The sequence below is a fragment of the Pseudomonas sp. S44 genome (assembly GCF_016624805.1).
GTDB classification, from domain to species: Bacteria; Pseudomonadota; Gammaproteobacteria; order Pseudomonadales; family Pseudomonadaceae; genus Aquipseudomonas; species Aquipseudomonas machongensis.
This window is the reverse complement of the sequence record NZ_JACVTY010000041.1, coordinates 15,170-35,494: the sequence shown is the minus strand read 5'-3', so window position 1 is coordinate 35,494 and position 20,325 is coordinate 15,170. Positions and strand designations below refer to the sequence as shown.

The 20,325-nt window shown below is 63.1% G+C and carries 16 protein-coding genes; 1 reads left to right on the top strand and 15 read right to left on the bottom strand.

Annotated elements, in window-relative coordinates; all coding sequences use genetic code 11:
• Nucleotides 1-38: 38 nt before the first annotated feature.
• The 13 genes from IAE40_RS23210 to flgB all read right to left on the bottom strand — a co-directional run bounded on the left by IAE40_RS23210 (nt 39) and on the right by flgB (nt 15,432).
• A complete protein-coding gene (locus IAE40_RS23210; RefSeq protein WP_200603930.1) occupies nt 39-3,614 on the bottom strand; it encodes a glycosyltransferase in 3,576 nt (1,191 codons plus the stop codon).
• A gap of 116 nt (nt 3,615-3,730) precedes the next feature.
• Nucleotides 3,731-5,293 carry a flagellar hook-associated protein 3 gene (locus tag IAE40_RS23205; RefSeq protein WP_063545692.1) on the bottom strand — a complete coding sequence of 521 codons (1,563 nt, stop codon included), beginning with the start codon at nt 5,291-5,293 and terminating at the stop codon, nt 3,731-3,733.
• 13 nt (nt 5,294-5,306) lie between these two features.
• Complete coding sequence (flgK, locus tag IAE40_RS23200) at nt 5,307-7,352, bottom strand: flagellar hook-associated protein FlgK (protein ID WP_112898870.1); 2,046 nt, start codon at nt 7,350-7,352, stop codon at nt 5,307-5,309.
• Nucleotides 7,353-7,364: 12 nt separating this feature from the next.
• Nucleotides 7,365-8,558 carry a flagellar assembly peptidoglycan hydrolase FlgJ gene (gene flgJ, locus IAE40_RS23195; protein ID WP_065862064.1) on the bottom strand — a complete coding sequence of 398 codons (1,194 nt, stop codon included), beginning with the start codon at nt 8,556-8,558 and terminating at the stop codon, nt 7,365-7,367.
• Nucleotides 8,559-8,569: 11 nt separating this feature from the next.
• Entirely contained in the window at nt 8,570-9,679 is a 1,110-nt protein-coding gene (locus IAE40_RS23190) for a flagellar basal body P-ring protein FlgI (RefSeq protein ID WP_065862324.1), read from the bottom strand.
• A 12-nt stretch (nt 9,680-9,691) separates the two neighbouring features.
• Nucleotides 9,692-10,387 (bottom strand): flagellar basal body L-ring protein FlgH, encoded by a 696-nt coding sequence (gene flgH / locus IAE40_RS23185; protein WP_054891899.1) that lies wholly within the window; start codon nt 10,385-10,387, stop codon nt 9,692-9,694.
• Nucleotides 10,388-10,447: 60 nt separating this feature from the next.
• Nucleotides 10,448-11,233 carry a flagellar basal-body rod protein FlgG gene (gene flgG / locus IAE40_RS23180; protein ID WP_063545695.1) on the bottom strand — a complete coding sequence of 262 codons (786 nt, stop codon included), beginning with the start codon at nt 11,231-11,233 and terminating at the stop codon, nt 10,448-10,450.
• Between the two features lie 48 nt (nt 11,234-11,281).
• Nucleotides 11,282-12,022, bottom strand: coding sequence for a flagellar basal body rod protein FlgF (locus IAE40_RS23175; RefSeq protein WP_054891901.1), 741 nt, complete (start codon nt 12,020-12,022; stop codon nt 11,282-11,284).
• 209 nt (nt 12,023-12,231) lie between these two features.
• Nucleotides 12,232-12,414 carry a hypothetical protein gene (locus IAE40_RS23170; protein WP_054891902.1) on the bottom strand — a complete coding sequence of 61 codons (183 nt, stop codon included), beginning with the start codon at nt 12,412-12,414 and terminating at the stop codon, nt 12,232-12,234.
• 72 nt (nt 12,415-12,486) lie between these two features.
• Nucleotides 12,487-13,845 (bottom strand): flagellar hook protein FlgE, encoded by a 1,359-nt coding sequence (gene flgE, locus IAE40_RS23165; RefSeq protein WP_063545696.1) that lies wholly within the window; start codon nt 13,843-13,845, stop codon nt 12,487-12,489.
• A gap of 30 nt (nt 13,846-13,875) precedes the next feature.
• Nucleotides 13,876-14,562, bottom strand: a complete 687-nt coding sequence (flgD, locus tag IAE40_RS23160; RefSeq protein ID WP_063545697.1) for a flagellar hook assembly protein FlgD — start codon at nt 14,560-14,562, stop codon at nt 13,876-13,878.
• A 16-nt stretch (nt 14,563-14,578) separates the two neighbouring features.
• Entirely contained in the window at nt 14,579-15,022 is a 444-nt protein-coding gene (flgC, locus tag IAE40_RS23155; RefSeq protein WP_054891905.1) for a flagellar basal body rod protein FlgC, read from the bottom strand.
• Between the two features lie 2 nt (nt 15,023-15,024).
• Nucleotides 15,025-15,432: a flagellar basal body rod protein FlgB gene (gene flgB, locus IAE40_RS23150; RefSeq protein ID WP_054891906.1), complete on the bottom strand. Its 408-nt coding sequence runs from the start codon at nt 15,430-15,432 to the stop codon at nt 15,025-15,027.
• 341 nt (nt 15,433-15,773) lie between these two features.
• Between flgB and IAE40_RS23145 the strand changes: the two genes are divergently transcribed.
• Nucleotides 15,774-18,383: an autotransporter family protein gene (locus IAE40_RS23145; protein WP_200603929.1), complete on the top strand. Its 2,610-nt coding sequence runs from the start codon at nt 15,774-15,776 to the stop codon at nt 18,381-18,383.
• Between the two features lie 115 nt (nt 18,384-18,498).
• On the opposite strand, the gene cheR is transcribed toward IAE40_RS23145, so the two are convergent.
• Both cheR and IAE40_RS23135 read right to left on the bottom strand, forming a co-directional pair.
• Nucleotides 18,499-19,326: a protein-glutamate O-methyltransferase CheR gene (cheR, locus tag IAE40_RS23140; RefSeq protein ID WP_054891907.1), complete on the bottom strand. Its 828-nt coding sequence runs from the start codon at nt 19,324-19,326 to the stop codon at nt 18,499-18,501.
• A gap of 49 nt (nt 19,327-19,375) precedes the next feature.
• Nucleotides 19,376-20,305 carry a chemotaxis protein CheV gene (locus IAE40_RS23135; RefSeq protein WP_063545699.1) on the bottom strand — a complete coding sequence of 310 codons (930 nt, stop codon included), beginning with the start codon at nt 20,303-20,305 and terminating at the stop codon, nt 19,376-19,378.
• Nucleotides 20,306-20,325: the final 20 nt, after the last annotated feature.

Here is a 20,325-nt window from a genome sequence, read left to right as displayed (position 1 = left end):
TTCGGTTCTGCGCAAGGCCTGGGCCCGGCGCCTGGATTTCAGTCAGCCAGCCAGGCGTTGGCCCAGTGCTGCAGATGATGTTCGGTGAGGACGTAGTCGCTCAGTACCGCCTCGCGCAGAGCATCGCCCTGGCGATAGCTGGCAGCCGGGTCGTCGAGGTGCATGCGGATCGCTTCCAGCCACTGCGCCGTGGTGTTGTCTGCCACGCGGGTGCACGGCAGGTAGCCGGCATAAGCCTTGGTGTCGGTGCAGATGACCGGGAAGCCGCAGGCGCCATATTCGAGCAGCCGCAGGTTGCTCTTGCAGTCGTTGAACAGGTTCTGCTCCAACGGTGCCAGGGCCAGGTCAAGGTTGAGGCTGGCCAGCTTGCGCGGGTAGTCACCGAACGAAATGGCCGGGTGAAACTCCTTCACGTAAGGCAGCAGCATCTCGGGGCACATGCCGAAGAACACCCAGTCGACTTCGTCGGCCAGCGTGCGCACCACCTCCAGCAGCAGTTCCAGGTCACCGCGGTGGCTGGTGCCGCCCGCCCAGCCTACACGCGGCCGCGCACTGGTCTGACGCTCACTGCGCAGGCCCGTCCACAAAGAGGCGGCGAGCATGTTGGGGACCACGCGGATGTCGCTGTGCATGCTCGACAGGGCATCGGCCAGCGGTTCGGTAGAGACCACCACGCGATCGCACAGGCCGATGGCTTCGCTGACCAGCTCGCGCATGTTGCGCGGCAGGTTGCGGGCGTGATCGTTCTTCTTCGGCGGATCGATGATGTAGTCGTCCAGCTCGTAGATGCGCCGGGTGTTGGAGAAGCGCTTGAAGCGAGCGATATCGCGCAGGCTGGCCGGGGTGTAGCGGCACTGCAGGATCACCACATCAGGTTTTTCCCGCTCCAGCTCGATCAGGCTCGGTGCGCTGTAGTCGATGCGGCCCTGGATCCAGCCGGCCTTTTCCAGCTCGGCGAACGGCTGCGATACACGATAGTGGCCGATGGCGGAGGTGCTGCTGGGCAGCCCCATCACCGACGGCATGGCGCGCGCAATGAACGGATCCCAACCACCGCGCAGGCCCGGCTCGAAGTTGAAGTTCGGCAGCTTCAGGCTGAGGTTGCGATTGTAGGCAGGATCGAAAGCAACCCATGCCAGCCAGCGCTCATACAGCCGCTCCTGATCGGCCAGCAGGCTTTGCGGTGCGGGCTGTTCCTGAGCGGGCACCGGCACCTGGGCGACCCGCGAGAACGGCGTCCACACCGACAGGTAGCCCACTTCGCGCGCCCGCAGGCACAAATCGGCATCGAACAGCGATACCTCGAACGCCGCGGTATCCAACCCACCCAGCTCGGCGAACAACGCTGCGCGCACCAGCAGGCAGTCAAGGCCCAGGGCGCTCCAGTTCTGCACCAGGCTCAGGCGGTTCATGTAGCCGTCGGCATTCACCGCACAGCTCAGGAACGGCGTGCCGGCAGTGCCATTCATGCCCATCACCAGGCCGGCCGAGAGCACCGAACCATTGTTGTCGAACAGCTTGGGGCCAACCAGGCCGACTTCCGGGCGCTGCCCCAGATGCATCAATTCCTGCAGCCATCGGCCGTCGAACAGCACGCAAGTGGCATCGAGCAGCAGCAGGTATTCACCGCGCGCCTGACGGCTGGCCTCGTTGAGGCTCTGCGCCCGCCCGGTGGCATCCGCCTGGCAAACGCGCAATTGGTCACTGCCCAACCCCTGCAGGCCGCCCAGCCAGTCGCGCACCTCCGAGGATGTCTCGCTGCTGGCCACCAGCAACACTTCGAAATCGGCGTAGGCGGTATGGGCGAACAGCGATTCCACGCAGCGCATCAGCACCGCCAGCTCGCCCGCGGCGTGGATGAGGATCGAGACACTGGCGGCTTGGGGGTGCAGGTAGGTGACCCGCGTCATCATGCTGCCTTCGATACCCGAAACCCGCGCCTGCACGCCCAGGCGCTCGAAATGTGCTTGCAGCACACGCGGGGCCTGCACATGCGCCTGCGCATCGTTGAGCCAGTCGGCGTAGCTGTGGTGACACTGCACCAGCACTTCGGCGATGTGCTCGACCACCTGCAGGCCGTGGGCCTCGACCATGCGCCAGAGCAGGTCGTGGGGAGCGAGCGTGGCGAAGCTGGAATCGAAGCCGCCAAGTTCGCGCAGCGCCTTGGCATCGAAGGCAAGCAGCCGACCGACATAGGGCAGGCTGCGCATCAGGTCGAGGTTGAAGTCGGGTTTGAAGATCGGACACGACGGCGCCAGGTTGTCGTTGGCGCCTTCGTCGATGTACAGGCACAGGCTATCGCCACGCAAGGCCATGCGCTCGGCCATGATCACCAGTGCATGAGGGTGCGCGCGGTCACCGGCGCGCAGCAACAACAGCCAGTCGATGTCCTGGGCGGTGGCCAGCCACTGGCCAAGTTCGGCAAAGTGATCACCCTGGCTGTGCAAGTGCCGGGCATCGCCCTGTACCTGGGCAGCCAGCGCCGCCGGGCCCAGCACCAAGGTACTGCGGGCGGGATAGGACTGCCCCTGCAGGCTCTGCAAAGTGATGCGCAAGGCCTTCTCGTCGCCCGCCTCGGCCAGCACCGCCACCGCGATGCGCGGCTGGCGGGGCCACTGCTCGATGCGTTTGGGCAGCAGGCTGACCTGGCCCGCAGACAACTGGCGCGACGCCAGCCATTCGGCATACAGCTCGTCGAAGCTGATGCTGTCTGTACCGATCTGCTGGCCAAGGTTGGCCATCTGACCGGAGAAGAAGCGGCGCAGGTCCATTTCCTCCCAGACCTGATCGGCCGCCCCGGTGTATTCGGCCAGCGGCAGGGTGCGCACCCAGCCATCGGCCGGCGCTGGCTCGCCAGTGGACTCGGCGAGCATCTGCAGCAGCCATTCGGATTCGGTCCTGGCAGCTTCGACCATGCTGCCCTGGTGGCTCAGGCGCCCCGCGTGCACGCGCTCAAGGCTCAGCACCTGGTCCAGGCTACACAGGTGACCACGACGCAGCAGGCAGGCGTACAGCGCGAGGTCCAGGCGTGCGGCGAAGCCCTGCCCCTCCCCGACCAGCGCCGGCAGGTAGGCCTGCACCTCGTCACGGCGCAGCAGCGCGTGGCTGATCCCGCCAAACAGATTGGGCACGCCATCGGCGACGCTTTCGAGCAGGTCGGTGCCATTGATCACGGCACTGTTCAGGGAAATGACGAAGTTCAGCCAACGCGCCGGCAGCAGCACATCGTCGGCTGCACACAGCAGGCGCTGGCAGATGACCATGCTGACCTTGGCGTGATCGCTGAGCACCCTGGCCTGTTGGCTGATGCAGGTGCCGAACAGCACGTCGTCGTCACAGAGAAACTTGATCAGCTCGCCCGACGATTCCTCCAGGCAGCGCTGCAGGTTGCGGGCAAAACCCAGGCGCTCGGGGTTGCGCACATGACGCAAGGGCACCGTGCAACCGACACGCAGCTCTTCGCAGATCGCCGCGATCTGGTCACCGCGACTGTCGTCGCAGACCACGATCTCCAGGTTCGGGTAATCCTGGCCGATGGCGCTGGCCAGCGTGGCGCGAAAGAACTCGGGATTGAACGCGGGGATGGCGATGCTGACGAGGGGATGTGCGTTCACTAGGACTCACTCAAGCGATTGAACCGCGGGACCGGCTGCCACCCGGTCCGGCGCTGACCGGCGGGTGGCGAGGCAGGCTCGTGGGACGATCACCCCGCGATCACCCGCATCTGGGTTCAGATGTAGTTGACCAGCGACAGGCCGGCGATCTTGGCGTAGGACTGCAGCGAGGCCTGGAGCATGTTGGTCTGCATCTGCAGGCGCAGCATCACCGTGGCCGGGTCGCTTTCGCGGATCGAGCTCTGGGTCTTGGCGTTCTCGTTGCCCAGCGCTTCGTTGGTTTCGGCCTGGACATCCAATGCCGCGCCGCGACCACCGATGGCGCTGATCGACGAGCTCACCTGGTTGGTGGCACTGGCGATGTTGCCGATTGCCGAGTCCAGCGAGGCGAGGAAGTTCTGGCGCGCCTTGGGGTCGCTGTCCATCGGCACGCTCAACGCGGTGCGCAGTTGGCCAATGGTGTTGAGCATGTTCTGATTCTGGTGGGTGTCGACCTTGATCGCGAACGAGTCACCAGCATTGGGTGCACCGGACAACTGGAAGCTCACGCCCGAGGCCGTGGCAGTGTTGCCCGCCAGGGTGCCGGTGGAGATCGGCCGGCTGTTGTCGGTGAGCGGCGCTGCATACAGCTCGAAGTCGGTAGCGCTGGTGAACTTGAGCACCGCGCCGCCACCTGGGAACGAGGCGTTGTACTGCGCCTGGTTGCTGATGGTGGCGTTGTTGACCTGAGTGCCGGACGTGTTGCCCGGGCTGCGCGAGCCAGCGATGGCGTCGGGCTTGGAGCTCAGGTTGAAGGTGTGGCCGGCAATCGCGGCATCCGGGTTGTCGCCCGGCTGCAGGGTGATCTTCAGGCGCAGGTCGACACCGCGGAAGGAGATCGTGCCATTCTCGGCATTCGGGTTATAGGTCCCGCCCTGTGAGGCTTCCAGAGTCACGTCGTTGTTGCCCGAATCGAGGATTCGGTACTGAGTGCTGCTGAGGAACTCGACGCGGTACGGCTCGCCACTGCGGAAGCGGTCGTTGAACGTCGCGCTGCCGGACACCTGGCCGTTGGACAGGCTGACTCGGCCATCATCGACCGCCGGTGCGGTAAGGGTAGTCTGGCTGCGGCTGGTGTTGAGTGCCTGCTCGAAGGCATCGAAACCGGTCTCGTTGGCCGCCAGGCTGAGCATGTCGCCCACCTGCAGTTTCAGCTGGCCCTGGTCGCCCTGGTAGCTGTAGGTGCCGTCGGCGTTGCGCACGTAGGGCGGGGTGTCGCCCTTGGAACCGGAGAACAGGTACTTGCCGTTCTCGTCCTTGCTGTTCATCAGAGAGAACAACTGCTCTTCCAGCGAACCCAGCTCGTCGGCGTTGGCCTTGCGGTCGGCGTCGGTGAAACCGGCGTTGCCCGAGCTGATCGCCAGCTCGTTGACGCGCTGCAGCACCTTGCCGATGGCATCGAGGGTGCTTTCGGAAGTGCTCAGCGAGTTGCGCACATTGGTGATGTTGCTCTTGTACTGGTCGAGCATGTTCTGTTGCTGCTCGAGCTGCAGCAGGCGCGAGGCGCCTACCGGATCGTCGGCTGCAGTACGCACGCGGATGCCGTCGCTGGATTCCTGCTGGGTTTTCACCACGTTGGAAAAGCCGCGCTGATAGTTGGCGCTGCTGGTGTTGTAGAACTGCGAAGTGGAAATGCGCACGGTCTACGGCTCCTTAAAGGCTGTTGATCAAGGTGGCGAAGGTTTCCTGGGCCGCCTTGATGATTTGCGACGACGCGGTGTAGTACTGCTGGAACTTGATGAGGTTGCCGGTCTCTTCGTCGATCGACACCCCAGAGACAGCGTTGCGCCCATCGAGCGCCGACTTCTGCAGGGCATTGGTGGCGTCGGAGTCCATGCTTGCCTGGCCGGCCTTGCCGCCGACGTTGGACACGAGCTTGGCGTAGGCATCGGTCATGCTGATGCCCTTGCCGTCGGCGCCGACTTCCACGGTGGACTTGGTCTGCAGGTCGATCACCGACTTGGCGTTGCGGTTATCGGACGAGCCTGCGCCGGTCAGCGAGACGGTGAAACTGTCACCGTTCTTCGGCGCGCCCGCGACGTCCATCTCGAAGGTGAACGAGCGCTGGGTGGCGCCGTCCATGATCGGGTTACCGGCGCCATCGACCATCGGCACCGAGAGCTGCAGCTTGTTGCTCTGGCCGGGCACGATGGTGCCGGTGCCGATGGAGTTGCCCTTGGCGTCGTACAGGGTGTAGCCCTGGGGGGACGCGGAGTCGTCGCCGAACACCAGCTTGACCGGGGTCGAATACTTCAGGCCGGTCTGCAACTGAGTACGATCGGTGGCGTTGTAGATGTCCAGCTTGGAGGTCAGGTTCGGCTGGGTGATCTGCCCGGTGCCCTTGTTGCCCGAGCCGCTCACTGCACCCAACGGCGCGGACAGCGCCAGGCGCTTGGGATCGGTGAGCACCGACTCGATACCGGCTGCGGCGTTGCGGGTCGGGGTGATCTTGAAGCTGTCACCAGCGGCAACGGCGCCACCATTGAGCGAGAGGCTGAAGCCATCAATCACTTTCGGTGGGTTGTCGTTAAGGTCGAAGTTGCCCATGTCGGTGCCTTCGGGCAGCTTGCGCACGTTGTAGCCGGTGGCACTGGTGAAGGTCACCTGGTAGTCGCTGGTGCCGAGCTTACCGGTGTCCTTGATGGTCACATCGAGGTTGCCGGAGCCTGCACTGTTGCCCTGGCGGGCGATACTGCGCTCGCTGATGGCCTTGGCGCTGTTGATGTCGCCGAACAGCAGCGCGCCGAATTCACCATTCTTGTCGACGCCCTGGCCGAGCTGGCTGTTGATCGCATCGGACACCACCAGTGCCACCCGGCCCAGCTCGTTGAGCGCAGGGTCCAGGGTGTCCTTGCGGTAGCGCAGCAGGCCACCGAGCTCGCCACCGGTGGTGGTGTCGGTGATGTCCATCTTGGTGCTGCCGCGGTTGATCATCAGGCTCATGCGCGTCGGATCGTTGCGGTTTGGCGCGACCTCGAGGGTCTGGGTGGTCTTGCCCAGCACCAATGCCTGGCCGTTGGGCAGGTAAATGTCGTAGTTGCCTTCGCGCTCTACCACCTGGCTGCCGATCAGCTTGTTCAGTTCGCGCACGGCGCCGTCACGCTGGTCGAGCAGATCGTTCGGCTGGCCCTGGATCGCCGACACGCGCGAGATCTGGTCGTTGTACTGGGCGATGGTCGAGGTGAGCTTGTTCACCTGATCGGCGATCGACGCCATGTTGGCGTTGATGTTGCTGTTCTGCTGATTGAGTTGCGTGGACAGGGTGTTGAAACGCTTGGCCAGCGATTGCGCGCTGGTCAGCAGCAACTGGCGAGAGGCATCTTCGTTGGGCTTGGCCGCAGCGTCCTGCATGGCGGTGAAGAAGCTTTTCAGGGCAGCCGTGATACCGGTGTCAGCGCTCGACAGGGCAGTGTCGAGCGGATTGATCTGGTTCAGGTACGAGTTGGCATCGCTGGACAGCGAGGTGGTGGTGCGCAGCTGGTTCTCGAGGAACGAGTTGTACACCCGGCGCACGTCGGCCAGCGTGGTGCCGCTGCCGATGAAGACGTTGCCGTTCTGCTGCGAGCCTTTGGTCTTCTGCACGTTCTGCTGGCGCGAGTAACTGTCCACATCGGCGTTGGCGATGTTGTTACCCAGGGTGTACATCCCCGACTGCGCGGCACCCAGCCCCGACATGCCAATATTGATCAAGCTCGCCATGATTCGCTGCCCTTAAAGTTGCGTGGTGGTCCCGAGCATTGCGTAGCTCGTGTCCGACTTCATCTGTCTTGCGATCTGCGAGATCTTGCTGGCGTAGTTCGGGTCGGTGGCATACCCGGCCTTCTGCAGCTCTCGCACAAACTGTTCTGGGTTATCGGCCGCCTTCACCGCATCTTGATAGCGCGCGTTGTTCTGCAGCAGGCTGACCAGGTCGTGGAAACTGTCCTGATAAGAGTCGTAGGAACGGAACGCGGCCGTCTCCTTGACGAACTGACCGTTGCGGAACTCGCTGGTGATCGCCCTCGCCTCGCCGCCCTGCCAATTGCCGGTGGCCTTGATGCCGAACAGGTTGTGGCTGCTGCTGCCATCGGTGTTGCGCATGACCGATTTGCCCCAGCCGGTTTCCAGGGCGGCCTGGGCCACCAGGTAACGCGGGTCGATACCGATGCGCTTGGCGGCCTGCTCGGCCATCGGCAGCATGGTGGCGACGAACTCGTCGCTGTCGGCGAAGGCTTTCTTCGGCGCCAGCGGCGGCTGGGCCACCGCGCGCCCGAGAATCTGCATGCCACGCCCTGGCGCGGCGAAGGCCTGGGCCGGCTCCCAGTCACCGGTGGCCACGCCACCGGGCGGGATGTCGCCACGGCCCGGCAACGCCGCGGTGTTGGTCGCCGCAGGATTGCCCGCCGACGGCACGATGCCGGCGAGCAGACGGTCGGTGAGCTTGCCCGGCAGCGCCAGACGCCGCGCATTGAGCGCCGCAACGTCGTTGCGGGTGGACGTCGATTCGGTGGCGTGGGCAGGTGCGACCACTTTCGTGCCCCACAGCGCCGGCGCATTGCCGTCGATACGCGGGAACGGACTGGTGTTCGGGCGCACACCCTTGTTCTTCGACAGCTGACGCACCAGTACGTCCTGCAGGCCGATACCGCCGCCTTCACGGGACATGCTCACGGCCAACTGCTGGTCGTACATGTCGCGGTACTGCTTGACCGTCTCGGTATTCATCGGATCGTCGGCAGCCAGCACATCGCCGGCCTTGCGCGAGGCCTTGAGCATTTCGCCGATGAACAGCGACTCGAACTCCTGGGCCACCTTGCGGATGTTGGCATCGCTGTCACGGTCCCCGTGCTTGAGCGAGCTCAGACGGTTGAGGTCGGTGTAGGCGCCGCTGTCGGCGGAACTTGAAACCAGGCTCTTCGGATTCATCGCCAGCGTCCTCAGATCACGATCAGGTCGGCCTGCAAGGCGCCGGCCTGTTTCAGGGCTTCGAGGATCGCCATCAGGTCGCCCGGTGCCGCGCCGACCTGGTTCACCGCACGGACGATTTCATCCAGCGTGGTCCCCGGGCCGAACTTGAACATCGGCTTGGCTTCCTGTTGCGCATTGACCCGCGACCGTGGCACCACGGCAGTCTGACCGTTGGAGAACGGCCCCGGCTGACTGACGATCGGGTCTTCGGTGATGGTCACGGTCAGGCTGCCGTGGGTGACGGCGGCCGGCGATACCTTGACGTTCTGGCCGATGACGATGGTGCCGGTACGCGAGTTGATGATGACCTTGGCCACGGCCTGGCCCGGATCGATCTCCAGGTTCTCGAGGATCGACAGGTAGTCGACCCGCTGGCTCGGGTCCATGGGCGCGGTGACGCGCACCGAACCGCCGTCCAGCGCCTGGGCAACGCCCGGGCCGAGCAGTTCGTTGACCTTGTCGACGATGCGCTTGGCGGTGGTGAAATCAGGACGGTTGAGGTTCAGGGTCAGGCTGTTGCCCTGGTTGAAGCCGCTCGGCACCGCTCGCTCGACCGAAGCGCCGCCAGGGATGCGACCGGCCGACGGCACGTTGACGGTGATCTTCGAGCCATCGCGACCTTCGGCATCGAAACCACCGACCACCAGGTTGCCCTGGGCAATGGCGTAGACGTTGCCATCGATCCCCTTGAGCGGGGTCATCAGCAGGCTGCCGCCACGCAGGCTCTTGGAGTTGCCGATCGAGGACACGGTGATGTCGATCACCTGGCCGGGCTTGGCGAAGGCCGGCAGGTCGGCGTGCACCGACACTGCAGCGACGTTCTTCAACTGCACGTTGCCCGAACCTGGCGGTACCTTGATGCCGAACTGCGACAGCATGTTGTTGAAGGTCTGCAGGGTGAACGGGGTCTGGGTGGTCTGGTCACCGGTGCCGTTGAGCCCGACCACCAGGCCGTAGCCGATCAACTGGTTGGCGCGCACGCCGGAAATGCTGGCGATATCCTTCAGGCGCTCGGCGTGGGCACCGAACGCGAAGGACAGGAGCAAGGTCGCGGCAATCAACTGCCTGGCGTTGAACATGGTCATCCGTACTCAGAAGGGCCAAAGCGGGCTCATGAAGAAGCGGTCCAGCCACCCGGGCTGGCTGGCATCGGCGAAGGAGCCGGTGCCCGAATAGGTAATGCGCGCGTCGGCCACTCGCGTGGACGGCACGGTGTTGTCGGTGGCGATATCATCGGCGCGGATCAGACCAGCGATACGCACCAGCTCTTCGCCGGTGTTGAGGGTCATCCACTTCTCGCCGCGCACGGCGATGATGCCGTTGGGCAGTACATCGGCCACCGTCACGGTGATCGAGCCGGTCAAGGTGTTGCCCTGGCTGGCCTGGCTGGCACCCTTGGTGGCACGCTCGCCCTTGTACCCCGCGTTGAGCGACAGGTCGCCGCCGCCGAACGGGTTGTTGGTGTTGGGGGTGGTGCCGAACAGCGAGGTCAGGCCGATATTGGCGTTGCTGTCCTTCTGGATCTGGGAACCGGCGTTCTTGCTCGCCGAGGTACGCTCGTTGAGGGTGATGGTGATGATGTCACCGACACGAAACGCCTTGCGATCGCCATACATGTTCTGCTCGAACCCGGCCTGGTAGATCGAACCGTTGTTGGCCGCCGACGGCAAAGGTGTACGCGGCAGTACAGGCGCGTAGTACGGGTCGTTGGGCTTTGCCGTCGGCGCAACGCAACCGGCCAGCAACACAGCCCCTCCCAGGGCGACGACGGACAACAGACGATTCATGACGCTTACCTCACGGTGTAACAGGCGCTGCAACAGCGGCCGGGTAGCTAGAGCCAGGACTTACAGTTGCTGGGTGACGAACGACAACATCTGGTCGGCGGTGGAGATGACCTTGGAGTTCATCTCGTAGGCGCGCTGGGTGGTGATCATGTTCACCAGCTCTTCGACGGTGCTGACGTTGGAGTTTTCCAGGGTCTGCTGCAGGGTGGTGCCGAAACCGTTCAGGCCCGGGGTACCGACCTGCGGCGCACCGCTGGCAGCGGTCTCGAAGAACAGGTTGTTGCCAATCGCCTGCAGGCCGGCCGGGTTGATGAAGTCCGCGGTCTGGATGTTGCCGATGATCTGCGCGGCCGGGTTGCCGGTGGTGGTGATCGACACGGTGCCGTCCTGGCCGACGGTGAAGGTCTGCGCCTCCGGTGGCACGACGATGGCAGGCTCCAGGGCGAAACCGTTGGCAGTCACGACCTGGCCATCGGAGTTCAGGTGGAAGGTGCCGTCACGGGTGTAGGAGACAGTGCCGTCGGGCTGCAGGACCTGGAAGAAACCACGACCATTGACCGCGAGATCCAGCGGGTTTTCGGTGGTCTGCAGGCTGCCGGTCTGGAAGTTCTTCTGGGTGCCGACGATGCGCACACCGGTACCGACCTGCAGGCCCGAAGGCAGCTCGCTGTCCTGGGTCGACTGGGCACCAGGCTGGCGCTTGGTCTGGTACAACAGGTCCTGGAACTCGGCACGGTCACGCTTGAAACCAGTGGTCGAGACGTTGGCCAGGTTGTTGGAGATGACCGTCAGGTTGGTGTCCTGTGCGGACAGGCCGGTTTTAGCGACCCAGAGAGCCGGAAGCATTTAGTGTTCTCCTCGTGCGCCTGTTTTACGGCACTCGTTCAAAAGTGATTAGCTGATTTGCAAAACCCGAGCCATGGCTTCGTCGCCCTGCTCGGCTGTTTTCATCATCTTGACGTGCAGCTCGAACTGGCGAGACAGGGCCAGCACCGAGGTCATCTCTTCGACGGCATTGACGTTGCTGCCTTCGAGGAAGCCCGACACCACGCGGACATTGACGTCCGCATCGGCCGGCTGGCCGCTGTTGGTGTGGATCAGGCCGTCGAGGCCTTTGCTGATGCTCTTGATGTCGGGGTTGACCAGCTTGATCCGATCGACCTCGGCCATGACGCGCGGGTCTTCGCCCATGGCGCGGATGCTGATGGTGCCATCGTCACCGACCTCGACCTTCTGCTCGGGCGGAATGGCGATCGGGCCACCGTTGCCGATCACCGGCATGCCATTGCCGGCGCGCAACACGCCGAGGGCGTCGATGTTCAGGCTGCCGGTGCGTACGTAGGCTTCGCTGCCATCCGGGGCCTGCACGGCGATGAAGCCATTGCCACTGACCGCCACGTCCAGCTCGCGACCAGTCTCGATCATCGGGCCTGCGGTAAAGTCGGTGGCAGGCCGCTCGCTCATGGCGAAGGCACGCGCCGGAAAGCTGTCGCCGAACACCGGCATCGAGCGCGCCTGCTCCAGGTCACGCTGAAAACCAGTGGTGGAAACGTTCGCCAGGTTGTTGGCGTGGGCCTTCTGTGCCACCGCATTCTGGGCGGCGCCGGTCATGGCCACGTAAAGCATCTTGTCCACAGTCATCCTCCGCTGCACTGGCGATCGATTGCCGCTCACCGTTGCTGTGCAGGCTGTAAAGCAAGTTCCGAACCAACTTTCTCCAAGGCAAGAAAAAGCCCGTGAATACGGGCCTTTAGCGAATTTCATCGAGGGTGCAACGTCGGTTATCCGGCGCTGCTTTGCCGCTGGCGGCAAGGGGGTGCCAAAGTTCAGCAATAGCAGTGTTGCTAGTCGCGACACCCGCCATTGTTGTAAGGCCCGGCAAATCGCTTCCAGCCCTCCCCCGGCGACCACTGCGAACACACCAGTCGCCCATCCACCTGACTTTCCCAACGCCACCACGGCGCGGTACCGGCCTGGGCCTGGAGCAGACACAGCGCCGCAAGCAGCGCGACAGCCAACTTTTTCATGATCCCTCCTGCAAAAACGACGAACCCCTTCACGGGAAAGGGGTTCGTCCAGACACGCTCAGCCAGCGACCATCAGGTCATCTGGATGATGGTCTGCATGATGGTGCTCTCGGTGGAGATGGTCTTGGCGTTGGCCTGGTAGTTGCTCTGCGCCTTGATCAGCTCGACCAGCTCCTGGGTCAGGTTGACGTTGGACGCTTCCAGCGAGTTGGACTCGACCGAACCGAGGGTGCCGGTCTTCGGCGCATCAATGCCCGGAATACCCGAGGAGAAGGTTTCCTTCCAACGAGTACCGCCAATCTGCTGCAGGCCCTGGTCGTTGGCGAAGCTGGCAATCGCAACCTGGCCGATGGCGCGAGACTGCTGGTTGCTGAAGCTTGCGAACATCACCCCGGTGGAGTCGATCGACAGGCTCGACAGGATGCCAGTGGCATAGCCGTCCTGGTTCTGCGACATGCGCGCGGTCTCGGTGTTGTACGAGGTGGTGCTGTTCATGGCCAGGCGCATGCCGTCGGCATTGCCGTCCGAACCGTTGGCCGCCCAGTTGCCTGCGGCATCCTTCGCGGCCGGGATCCAGCCCTTGAGGCTGAAGGTGTTGTTGGTCACGCTCCAGTTGGCCGCCGGCACCGTGGTGTTGTCGGTGGTCATGGCCTTGATGCTGCCGTCGGAGTTGAAGGTCATGGTGCCGGTCAGCGGCGTGGTGCTGCCCGGGTTCAGCGGGTTGCGACCATCGACCAGGGTGTACATGGTCCACTCGTTGGTGCCGGTCTTGCGGTAGAACTGCTCCATGGTGTGCTCGTTACCCTGGCTGTCGTACACCTTGGTCGGGAAGGACTTGGTGTAGGTCGACTGGTCGGCCGGGTCGAACGGCTTGTTCGGCACCATCACCGGCGGGGTCGCGCCGTTGGACACTTCCAGCGGGATGGTGTCGGCGGAGGAGTTCAGGTTGATGCCCTGGTCGATCAGGGTGGTGGCCTTGGGGGCCAGCGCCGAGGTATCGATCTTCAGGTTGGTGAGGATGCCCTTCTGGATCTTGCCGGTGCTGTCGGCGGCATAACCTTGCAGGTTCAGGCCATCGGAGGTGACCACGTTGTTGTCCTTGTCGGTGCGGAAGGCACCGGCACGGGTGTAGGTCAGCGAGCCGTTGTCGGAGAGGACGAAGTAGCCCTGGCCCTGGATGCCCATGTCCAGCACGTTGCCGGTGTTGTTCACGTCACCCTGGGTGAACTGCTGCGACACCGCCGCCAGGCGCACACCGTTACCGACCTGGTTCTGGCCCACGCCCAGGCGGTTGGCACCGGCGTAGACGTCGGCGAACTCGGCACGCGACGACTTGAAACCTGTGGTATTGACGTTGGCGATGTTGTTGCCGGTAACGTCGAGTTGCTTGTTGGCTGCGTAGAGACCGCTAAGGCCGATATTGAAAGACATGCTTTGCTCCTTCTGCCGAACAGGCCGGCCTTAGATTCCGATGGTTTGTACTTTGGAGATGCCGACCTTGCCGATACCCGCCAGGTTGAGCATCATCTCGCCGCCAGTGCCGCCCACGGTGACACTGGTGACGGTGGCTGGCAGCAGCGTGTACATCTCCTGAGCCTTGCCATCGACGGTGGTCGTCGCGGTAAAGGTGTAATTGCCCGCCGCAACCTTCTCGCCCTTGTCGTTGGTGCCATCCCAGATGAAGTCGGCAGTGCCCTTCTTCTGTTCGCCCAACTGGATGGTCTTGACGACGTTGCCATCCTTGTCCTTGATCGTGACCTTGCCGCTCTCGATGTTCTGCGGCACCACGACCTGACCATTGAAGCTCTTGGTCGGATCGACCAACGCCTTGTCGTTCTGCACGATCACCGAGCGACCGACCAGCGACGACGCCTGCAGTGCCTGAGACGAACCCAGCGAACCGGTAATGGCATTGACCGACTCGTTGAGGGTCTGGATACCCTCCAGGCTGCTGAACTGCGCCAGCTGGGCAACGAACTCACCGTTGTCCTGCGGGTCGAGCGGGTTCTGGTGCTGCATCTGGGTGACCAGCAACTGCAGGAAGGCATCCTTGCCGAGCGCGTTCTTGTCGGTCGGCTCGCTGGTTGGCTTCTTGGTGCCGTTGCTAACACCAGAATTGGCGAGCACATCATTGATATTGACTGCCATGCGTTGCGCTCCTCAATCACTGACCCAGGGTCAGCACCTTCTGCATCATGGTCTTGGCGGTGTTCATCAGTTCGGCGTTGGTCTGGAACGCACGGCTGGCGGAGATCATGTCAGCCATTTCCTCGACCACGTTGACGTTCGGGTAGTAGACGTAGCCGTCCTTGTTCGCCGCCGGATGATTGGGCTCGTAGCGGGCCTCCAGATTGCTCTGGTCCTCGATGATCCCCTTGACCTGCACACCCTGGCCGGCTTGACCCTGGTCGTCGAACAGCGACTGGCCGGCGCCGTTCTGGGCCTGTTCGAAGGTGGTGGCGAACACGGGGTGGCGCGCGCGATAGGTCTGATCGATGCTCGAGGAGACGGTCTCGGCGTTGGCGATGTTCGAGGCGACGGTGTTAAGGCGCGTGTTCTGCGCGCTCATGCCGCTACCGGCGATGTTGAAGACACTGGCAAGGGACATGGTCACTCTCCACGCAGGGCCGATACCAGCCCTTTGAATTTACTGTTGAGCAAGGTGAAGCTGGCCTGGAAGTCGATGGCGTTCTGCGCATAGTTCGACTGTTCGATCTGGGCATCGACGGTGTTCTGATCGATCGACGGCTGCATCGGCGTGCGGTACTTGAGGCTGTCGTCGGCCATGGCCAGGCCTTCGGCCTCGATGTGATGGCCGTTGGTGCGGGTCAGCGAGATACGCCCGTTGCTTTGTTTGTCTGCCTCGGCGGCAAGCACCGAGGAGAAATCCATGTCACGCGACTTGTAGTTGGGCGTGTCGGCGTTGGCGATGTTGTTGGCCAGCACCTCGGCGCGCTGGGCGCGGAAGCCCAGTGCCTTTTCATGGATGCCGAGGGCCTTGTCGAAGCTGATGCTCATGTCGGGGAACCTTCGAAGGTTGACCAGCGTTGCGTTGGCCAAGCTATAGCAAGGCCTGTGCCAACAGGCGCAACCCCAGTAATACCGGGCATCGGCTGTATCAGTGAGCAGCGGCAATGCCAGAAAAGCGGCAAAGTGCTTCCGCCTGGTGGCGGGTGAGCGGCAATTGCAGAGCGGCAAAAGCGGCAATCCAAAAAATTGACGTCAACAGACCAGTGTTATTTTGCCATCACTGCGCGTAGCATTCGCGACCGCGCAGAAATGTGGCATGAGGCCACTGGTTACGGTTTCAGGCACAGCATGGATGCGCACTGTCCCCATTGCTTTCCAAGGAAGAAACCGTGTCCCCGCTGACCTATCGCAAGACCCTGCTGGCCCTGGCAATTGCCGCCTGCGCCCTGCCTGCCCACGGCCAGACCGTCCAGCTTACCGATGCCGGCTTCACCTCAAGCCACCAGAGCTACGCGAATGGGCTCGAGTTCGGCGGCAGCTTCACCAATATTTCCCGCAGTGCGGTCGTGCTCGACGACGCCACCGTACAGGGCGGCTTGACCTTCAACAGCCCGATCAACGACAACGACCGCACCTCCGTGGACATGGTCAATCGCAGCGATGCCCTCACCCTGCGCAACAGCCAGGTGACCGGCGACCTGGTGAACCAGGCCTTCGTCAGGAGCACCAGCCTCGATGGCAATGCGCTGAAAATCAGCAATACCACGCTCGATGGCAACCTGATCAACCAGGGCACGCTCCAGGCCGGCACCGGCATCGGCATCATCAACCGACGAGAGGCCTACGGCATCAACCTGGCCAGCGCCACCGGTCAATCGACGCTGATCAAGGGCGACGTGGTCAATGCCCAGAATGCCAAGATCCGCGCCTATGGCTACAACGCGATCACTCTCAACCTCGCCGGTGCCACCGTGCAGGGCAAGATCATCAACCGCGGCGCCATCGAAAGCAGCGGCCCCAATGCCATCAGCGTCAACGCCACTTCGCGCGGCGGCGCCACCGGCATGCCAACCCGCCTGGACAGCATCGAAAACCACGGCAATATCGTCGCCAGCGACACCAATAGCCAGGCCATCGCGCTCGACGGTGCAACCCTGACCACCAGCCTCGGGCGACACATCGACAACCGTGGCTCGATCTACGCCCTGAGCGGCACCGGCATTCGCATCGGCGATGTCGCGTTCGACGCCCCCGGCCAGCAACCCTGGTACCGTGACCACGGCGACCTGAACATCTTCAACAGCGGCATCATCATGGCCCAGGTGGCCATCGACGCCAGCCACAGCAATCGGCCGGTCGAACTCATCCTGCGCGAGGGCAGCCAGATCACCGGCATGCTGGACGGGCTGAGCAACATCGAGGTCGAAGGTGACAGCGAGTTCCAGGCCCACTACCTGCCCCACAGCACCCCGGACATCCGCCTCAAGCCTGGTGGCTGGATCGAAGTCGGCAACCTGAGCGACGACACCCGTGCAACCTTGTCACTGACCGCGGCCCGCACCGTGATCGACGGCAACCTGTCGATCGCCGGCAACTCGGCGCTGGGCCTGGAGCTATCCAGCGAAACCGACCCGAGCGTGGCGGTACTCAAGGTCAGCGGCACCAGCAAGTTCGAACAAGGCTCGCGCATCGCCCTGCACGCCGACGAAGAAGACTTCCAGCCGTCCGGATCGCGCTACCTGCTGGTCGAGGCCGGCCAGGTACAGCTGGTGGACACCGCAGGCCCCGACCTTGACCCCAACGGCATCCAGGTCACCAGCACCTCGGCACTGCTGCGCGTGCAGAGCAGCGCGGTGGAAGACAACAAGATCTACGCGCAAGTCACGACCAAGCCGGTCGACGAGATCACCGAAATCGTCAAGGAAGGCGGCGGCAACGGCAATGCCCAGGGCGCTATCGGTAACGCCATCAACAATGGCCTCCTGGCTCAACTGCCCAAAGGCGACCCGCTGCTGGCCTACGCCGCCACCGCCGACCAGGCCCAGGTCGCGAGACTGGCCCGCCAGCTGACCCCGGAAGTCAACGGCGGCGCCCGCCATGCGGCCACCGGAAGCCAGCGCATGATCGGCAACGCCATCAGCAGCCGTGCCAGCAGCCTGCGTGGCGCCTCTTCGGGCGAAGGCTTCAGCCAGGCCGGCGTGTGGATTCAATCGCTGTACAGCGACGCCACCCAGAACAACCGTGACGGCGTGGCCGGTTACAACGCCTACAGTCGCGGCATTGCCGTCGGTGCCGATGGCAAGCTCAACGACCAGCTCACTCTGGGCCTGGCGTACAGCTTCCTGGACACCGACGTCAACGGCAGCAGTGGCAACAAGACTTCGGTAGAGAGCCATGCCTTCACCCTGTACAGCGCCTACACCCTGGGCAACTACTTCGTCGACGCCAGCCTGACCTACGGCCTGGGCGACAACGAAGGCAAGCGCGAGATCGCTGATACCCGAGCCAAGGCCGATTACGACAGCGACCAGCTGGCCGTGAACCTGGTCGGTGGCTACACCTGGCACATCAACCCGCGACTGCTGGTCGAGCCGCGTGTGGCCGCGCGCTACAGCCGTGTCGACATCGATGGCTATCGCGAGAAAGGCTCGTCCGCCGCGCTCAAGGTCGAAGATGAACGCTACGAAGCGCTCGAACTCGGCGCAGGTGTGCGGGTGGCGGGCAACTATGCCATTGGCGTCGGGACCCTGGAGCCGCAGTTCAAGCTGATGGGCTACCACGACTTTGCCGCCGACCAGACCAACAGCACCTCGACCTTCCTGCTTGGCAACACGCCATTCGTGACCCGCGGCGCGAGTGCCGTGCGCAACAGCTACGAGGCGGGCATTGGAGCCGACTACAAGCTGGGTGCGGTGACCCTTGGGCTCAATTACGACTACGTGGGCAAGTCGGGCTTCAATGCCGATGTGTTCTCGGCGAAGGTACGGTACGACTTCTGATCGCAACCTCCAACGATCCTGACCTTGCCGCCTGAAGACAAAGGCACAGGCAAGGTCTTGTGTTCGCAGTCCCGAAAACGAAAAGGCCGGTATCTCTCGATACCGGCCTTTTCATTCACTTGGCCTGATAGATGATCCCCGGACTGCACTGAACCATCTGGTAATGATCCGGCAAGCCATTGAGCGCCTCCGAAGCCCCCAGGAACAGATACCCCCCTGGCTTGAGCGTCGCGTGGATACGCATGAGGATGTCTTTCTTCACCTGCGCGGAGAAGTAGATCAACACATTGCGGCAGAACACGATGTCGAACTTGCCCAGCGCCGCATAGCTGTCGAGCAGGTTGAAAGAGCGAAACTCCACCCGACTGCGAATCGCCGGCTTCACCGCCCAGCGCCCCGGCCCTTTCGGGTCGAAGTAGCGCTGCAGGCGCTCCTGCGACAAGCCACGGGCAATCGCCAGGCTATCGTACTCACCGGTCTTGCAGTTATTGAGCATGGCGCCGGAAAGATCAGTAGCGACGATCTGCGCCCCCATCTTCAACTGGCCCAGGTTGCTGCGCTCGAACTCATCGATGGCCATCGAGATCGAATACGGCTCCTGCCCCGACGAGCAGGCCGCCGACCACATGCGCAGGCGCTGACCGGGGTTGCTGCGGATGAACTCGGGAATCACCTTGTTCTTCAGTACTTCGAACGGATAGGTGTCGCGAAACCACAGGGTCTCGTTGGTGGTCATGGCATCGACCACCTGCTCGCGCAGGCCACTGCGGGGCTGGGTCTGGATGCGCTGCACCAGCTCACCCAAGCTCTTGATGCCCTGTTGCTCCATCAGCTTGTTGAGACGGCTGGACACCAGATACTGCTTATTTTCGCCCAGCAGGATGCCACAGGCTTTCTCCAGGAATACCCGGAACTGTTCGAAATCCAAATTACCCGTAGACAATGCTGCCGCCTCTTTTCAATCACTTGCGCCGGGGCTTGCCCCAGCCGTTTCAATGCGTTGCCTTGATCCGATCGACTACGCGCTGGGCCAGGTCGTCCGGCTTGAACTTGGCCAGAAAGTCGTCAGCGCCAACCTTCTTGACCATCGCCTGGTTGAACACGCCCGATAGCGAAGTATGCAGGACGATGTGCAATTTTTGCATGCGCGGATCGTTACGAATCTCGGCGGTGAGGGTATAGCCGTCCATTTCCGGCATTTCAATGTCGGAGATCATCATCAGGAACTCTTCTTCCGGCCGCTTGCCCTCATCCACCAGCTTGCGCAGGTAGTCCAGCGCCTGGCGGCCGTCGTTGAGCGCCACCACCTCCACGCCCACGGTCTGCAGGCAACGGCTGACCTGCTTGCGCGCCACCGACGAATCGTCGACGGTCAGTACCCGCAGCAACACGGCCTTGTCCTGCACCTCGGCATCGACCACGCCGGCGGAGACCGACTCCGAGGACGGCGCCACTTCCGCAAGCACCTTCTCGACATCGACGATCTCGACCATGCGGTTATCTACCCGGGTGACCGCCGTCAGGTAGTGATCACGCCCGGTACCCTTGGGTGGTGGGTGGATCTCTTCCCAGTTCATGTTGACGATGCGCTCGACCGAATGCACCAGGAAACCCTGGGTCTTGGTGTTGTACTCGGTAATGATCACGAAACTGTTGCGGGTCTCTTCTTTCAGGCCCGGCAGCCCCGTCGCCATCGACAGGTCGAGGATGGGGATGGTCGCCCCACGAATGTTCGCCACACCGCGCACCACCGGATGGGACTTGGGCAACAGTGTCAGCTCCGGGCACTGCAGCACTTCCCGGACCTTGAACACGTTGATGCCGTAGAGTTGATCGCCATTGAGACGGAACAACAGCAGCTCGAGGCGATTCTGTCCAACCAGTTGCGTGCGCTGGTTGACCGAATCCATAACGCCAGCCATGCCAGACTCCTTCTATTTTT

What these genes read in the sequence shown, in the direction of transcription:
- flgK (WP_112898870.1), bottom strand. Translation starts at nt 7,352, where the DNA reads ATGGCGAGCTTGATCAATATTGGCATGTCGGGGCTGGGTGCCGCGCAG.
- flgJ (WP_065862064.1), bottom strand. Translation starts at nt 8,558, where the DNA reads ATGAATCCGAAGAGCCTGGTTTCAAGTTCCGCCGACAGCGGCGCCTAC.
- IAE40_RS23190 (WP_065862324.1), bottom strand. Translation starts at nt 9,679, where the DNA reads ATGTTCAACGCCAGGCAGTTGATTGCCGCGACCTTGCTCCTGTCCTTC.
- flgH (WP_054891899.1), bottom strand. Translation starts at nt 10,387, where the DNA reads ATGAATCGTCTGTTGTCCGTCGTCGCCCTGGGAGGGGCTGTGTTGCTG.
- flgG (WP_063545695.1), bottom strand. Translation starts at nt 11,233, where the DNA reads ATGCTTCCGGCTCTCTGGGTCGCTAAAACCGGCCTGTCCGCACAGGAC.
- IAE40_RS23170 (WP_054891902.1), bottom strand. Translation starts at nt 12,414, where the DNA reads ATGAAAAAGTTGGCTGTCGCGCTGCTTGCGGCGCTGTGTCTGCTCCAG.
- flgE (WP_063545696.1), bottom strand. Translation starts at nt 13,845, where the DNA reads ATGTCTTTCAATATCGGCCTTAGCGGTCTCTACGCAGCCAACAAGCAA.
- flgD (WP_063545697.1), bottom strand. Translation starts at nt 14,562, where the DNA reads ATGGCAGTCAATATCAATGATGTGCTCGCCAATTCTGGTGTTAGCAAC.
- flgC (WP_054891905.1), bottom strand. Translation starts at nt 15,022, where the DNA reads ATGTCCCTTGCCAGTGTCTTCAACATCGCCGGTAGCGGCATGAGCGCG.
- flgB (WP_054891906.1), bottom strand. Translation starts at nt 15,432, where the DNA reads ATGAGCATCAGCTTCGACAAGGCCCTCGGCATCCATGAAAAGGCACTG.
- IAE40_RS23135 (WP_063545699.1), bottom strand. Translation starts at nt 20,305, where the DNA reads ATGGCTGGCGTTATGGATTCGGTCAACCAGCGCACGCAACTGGTTGGA.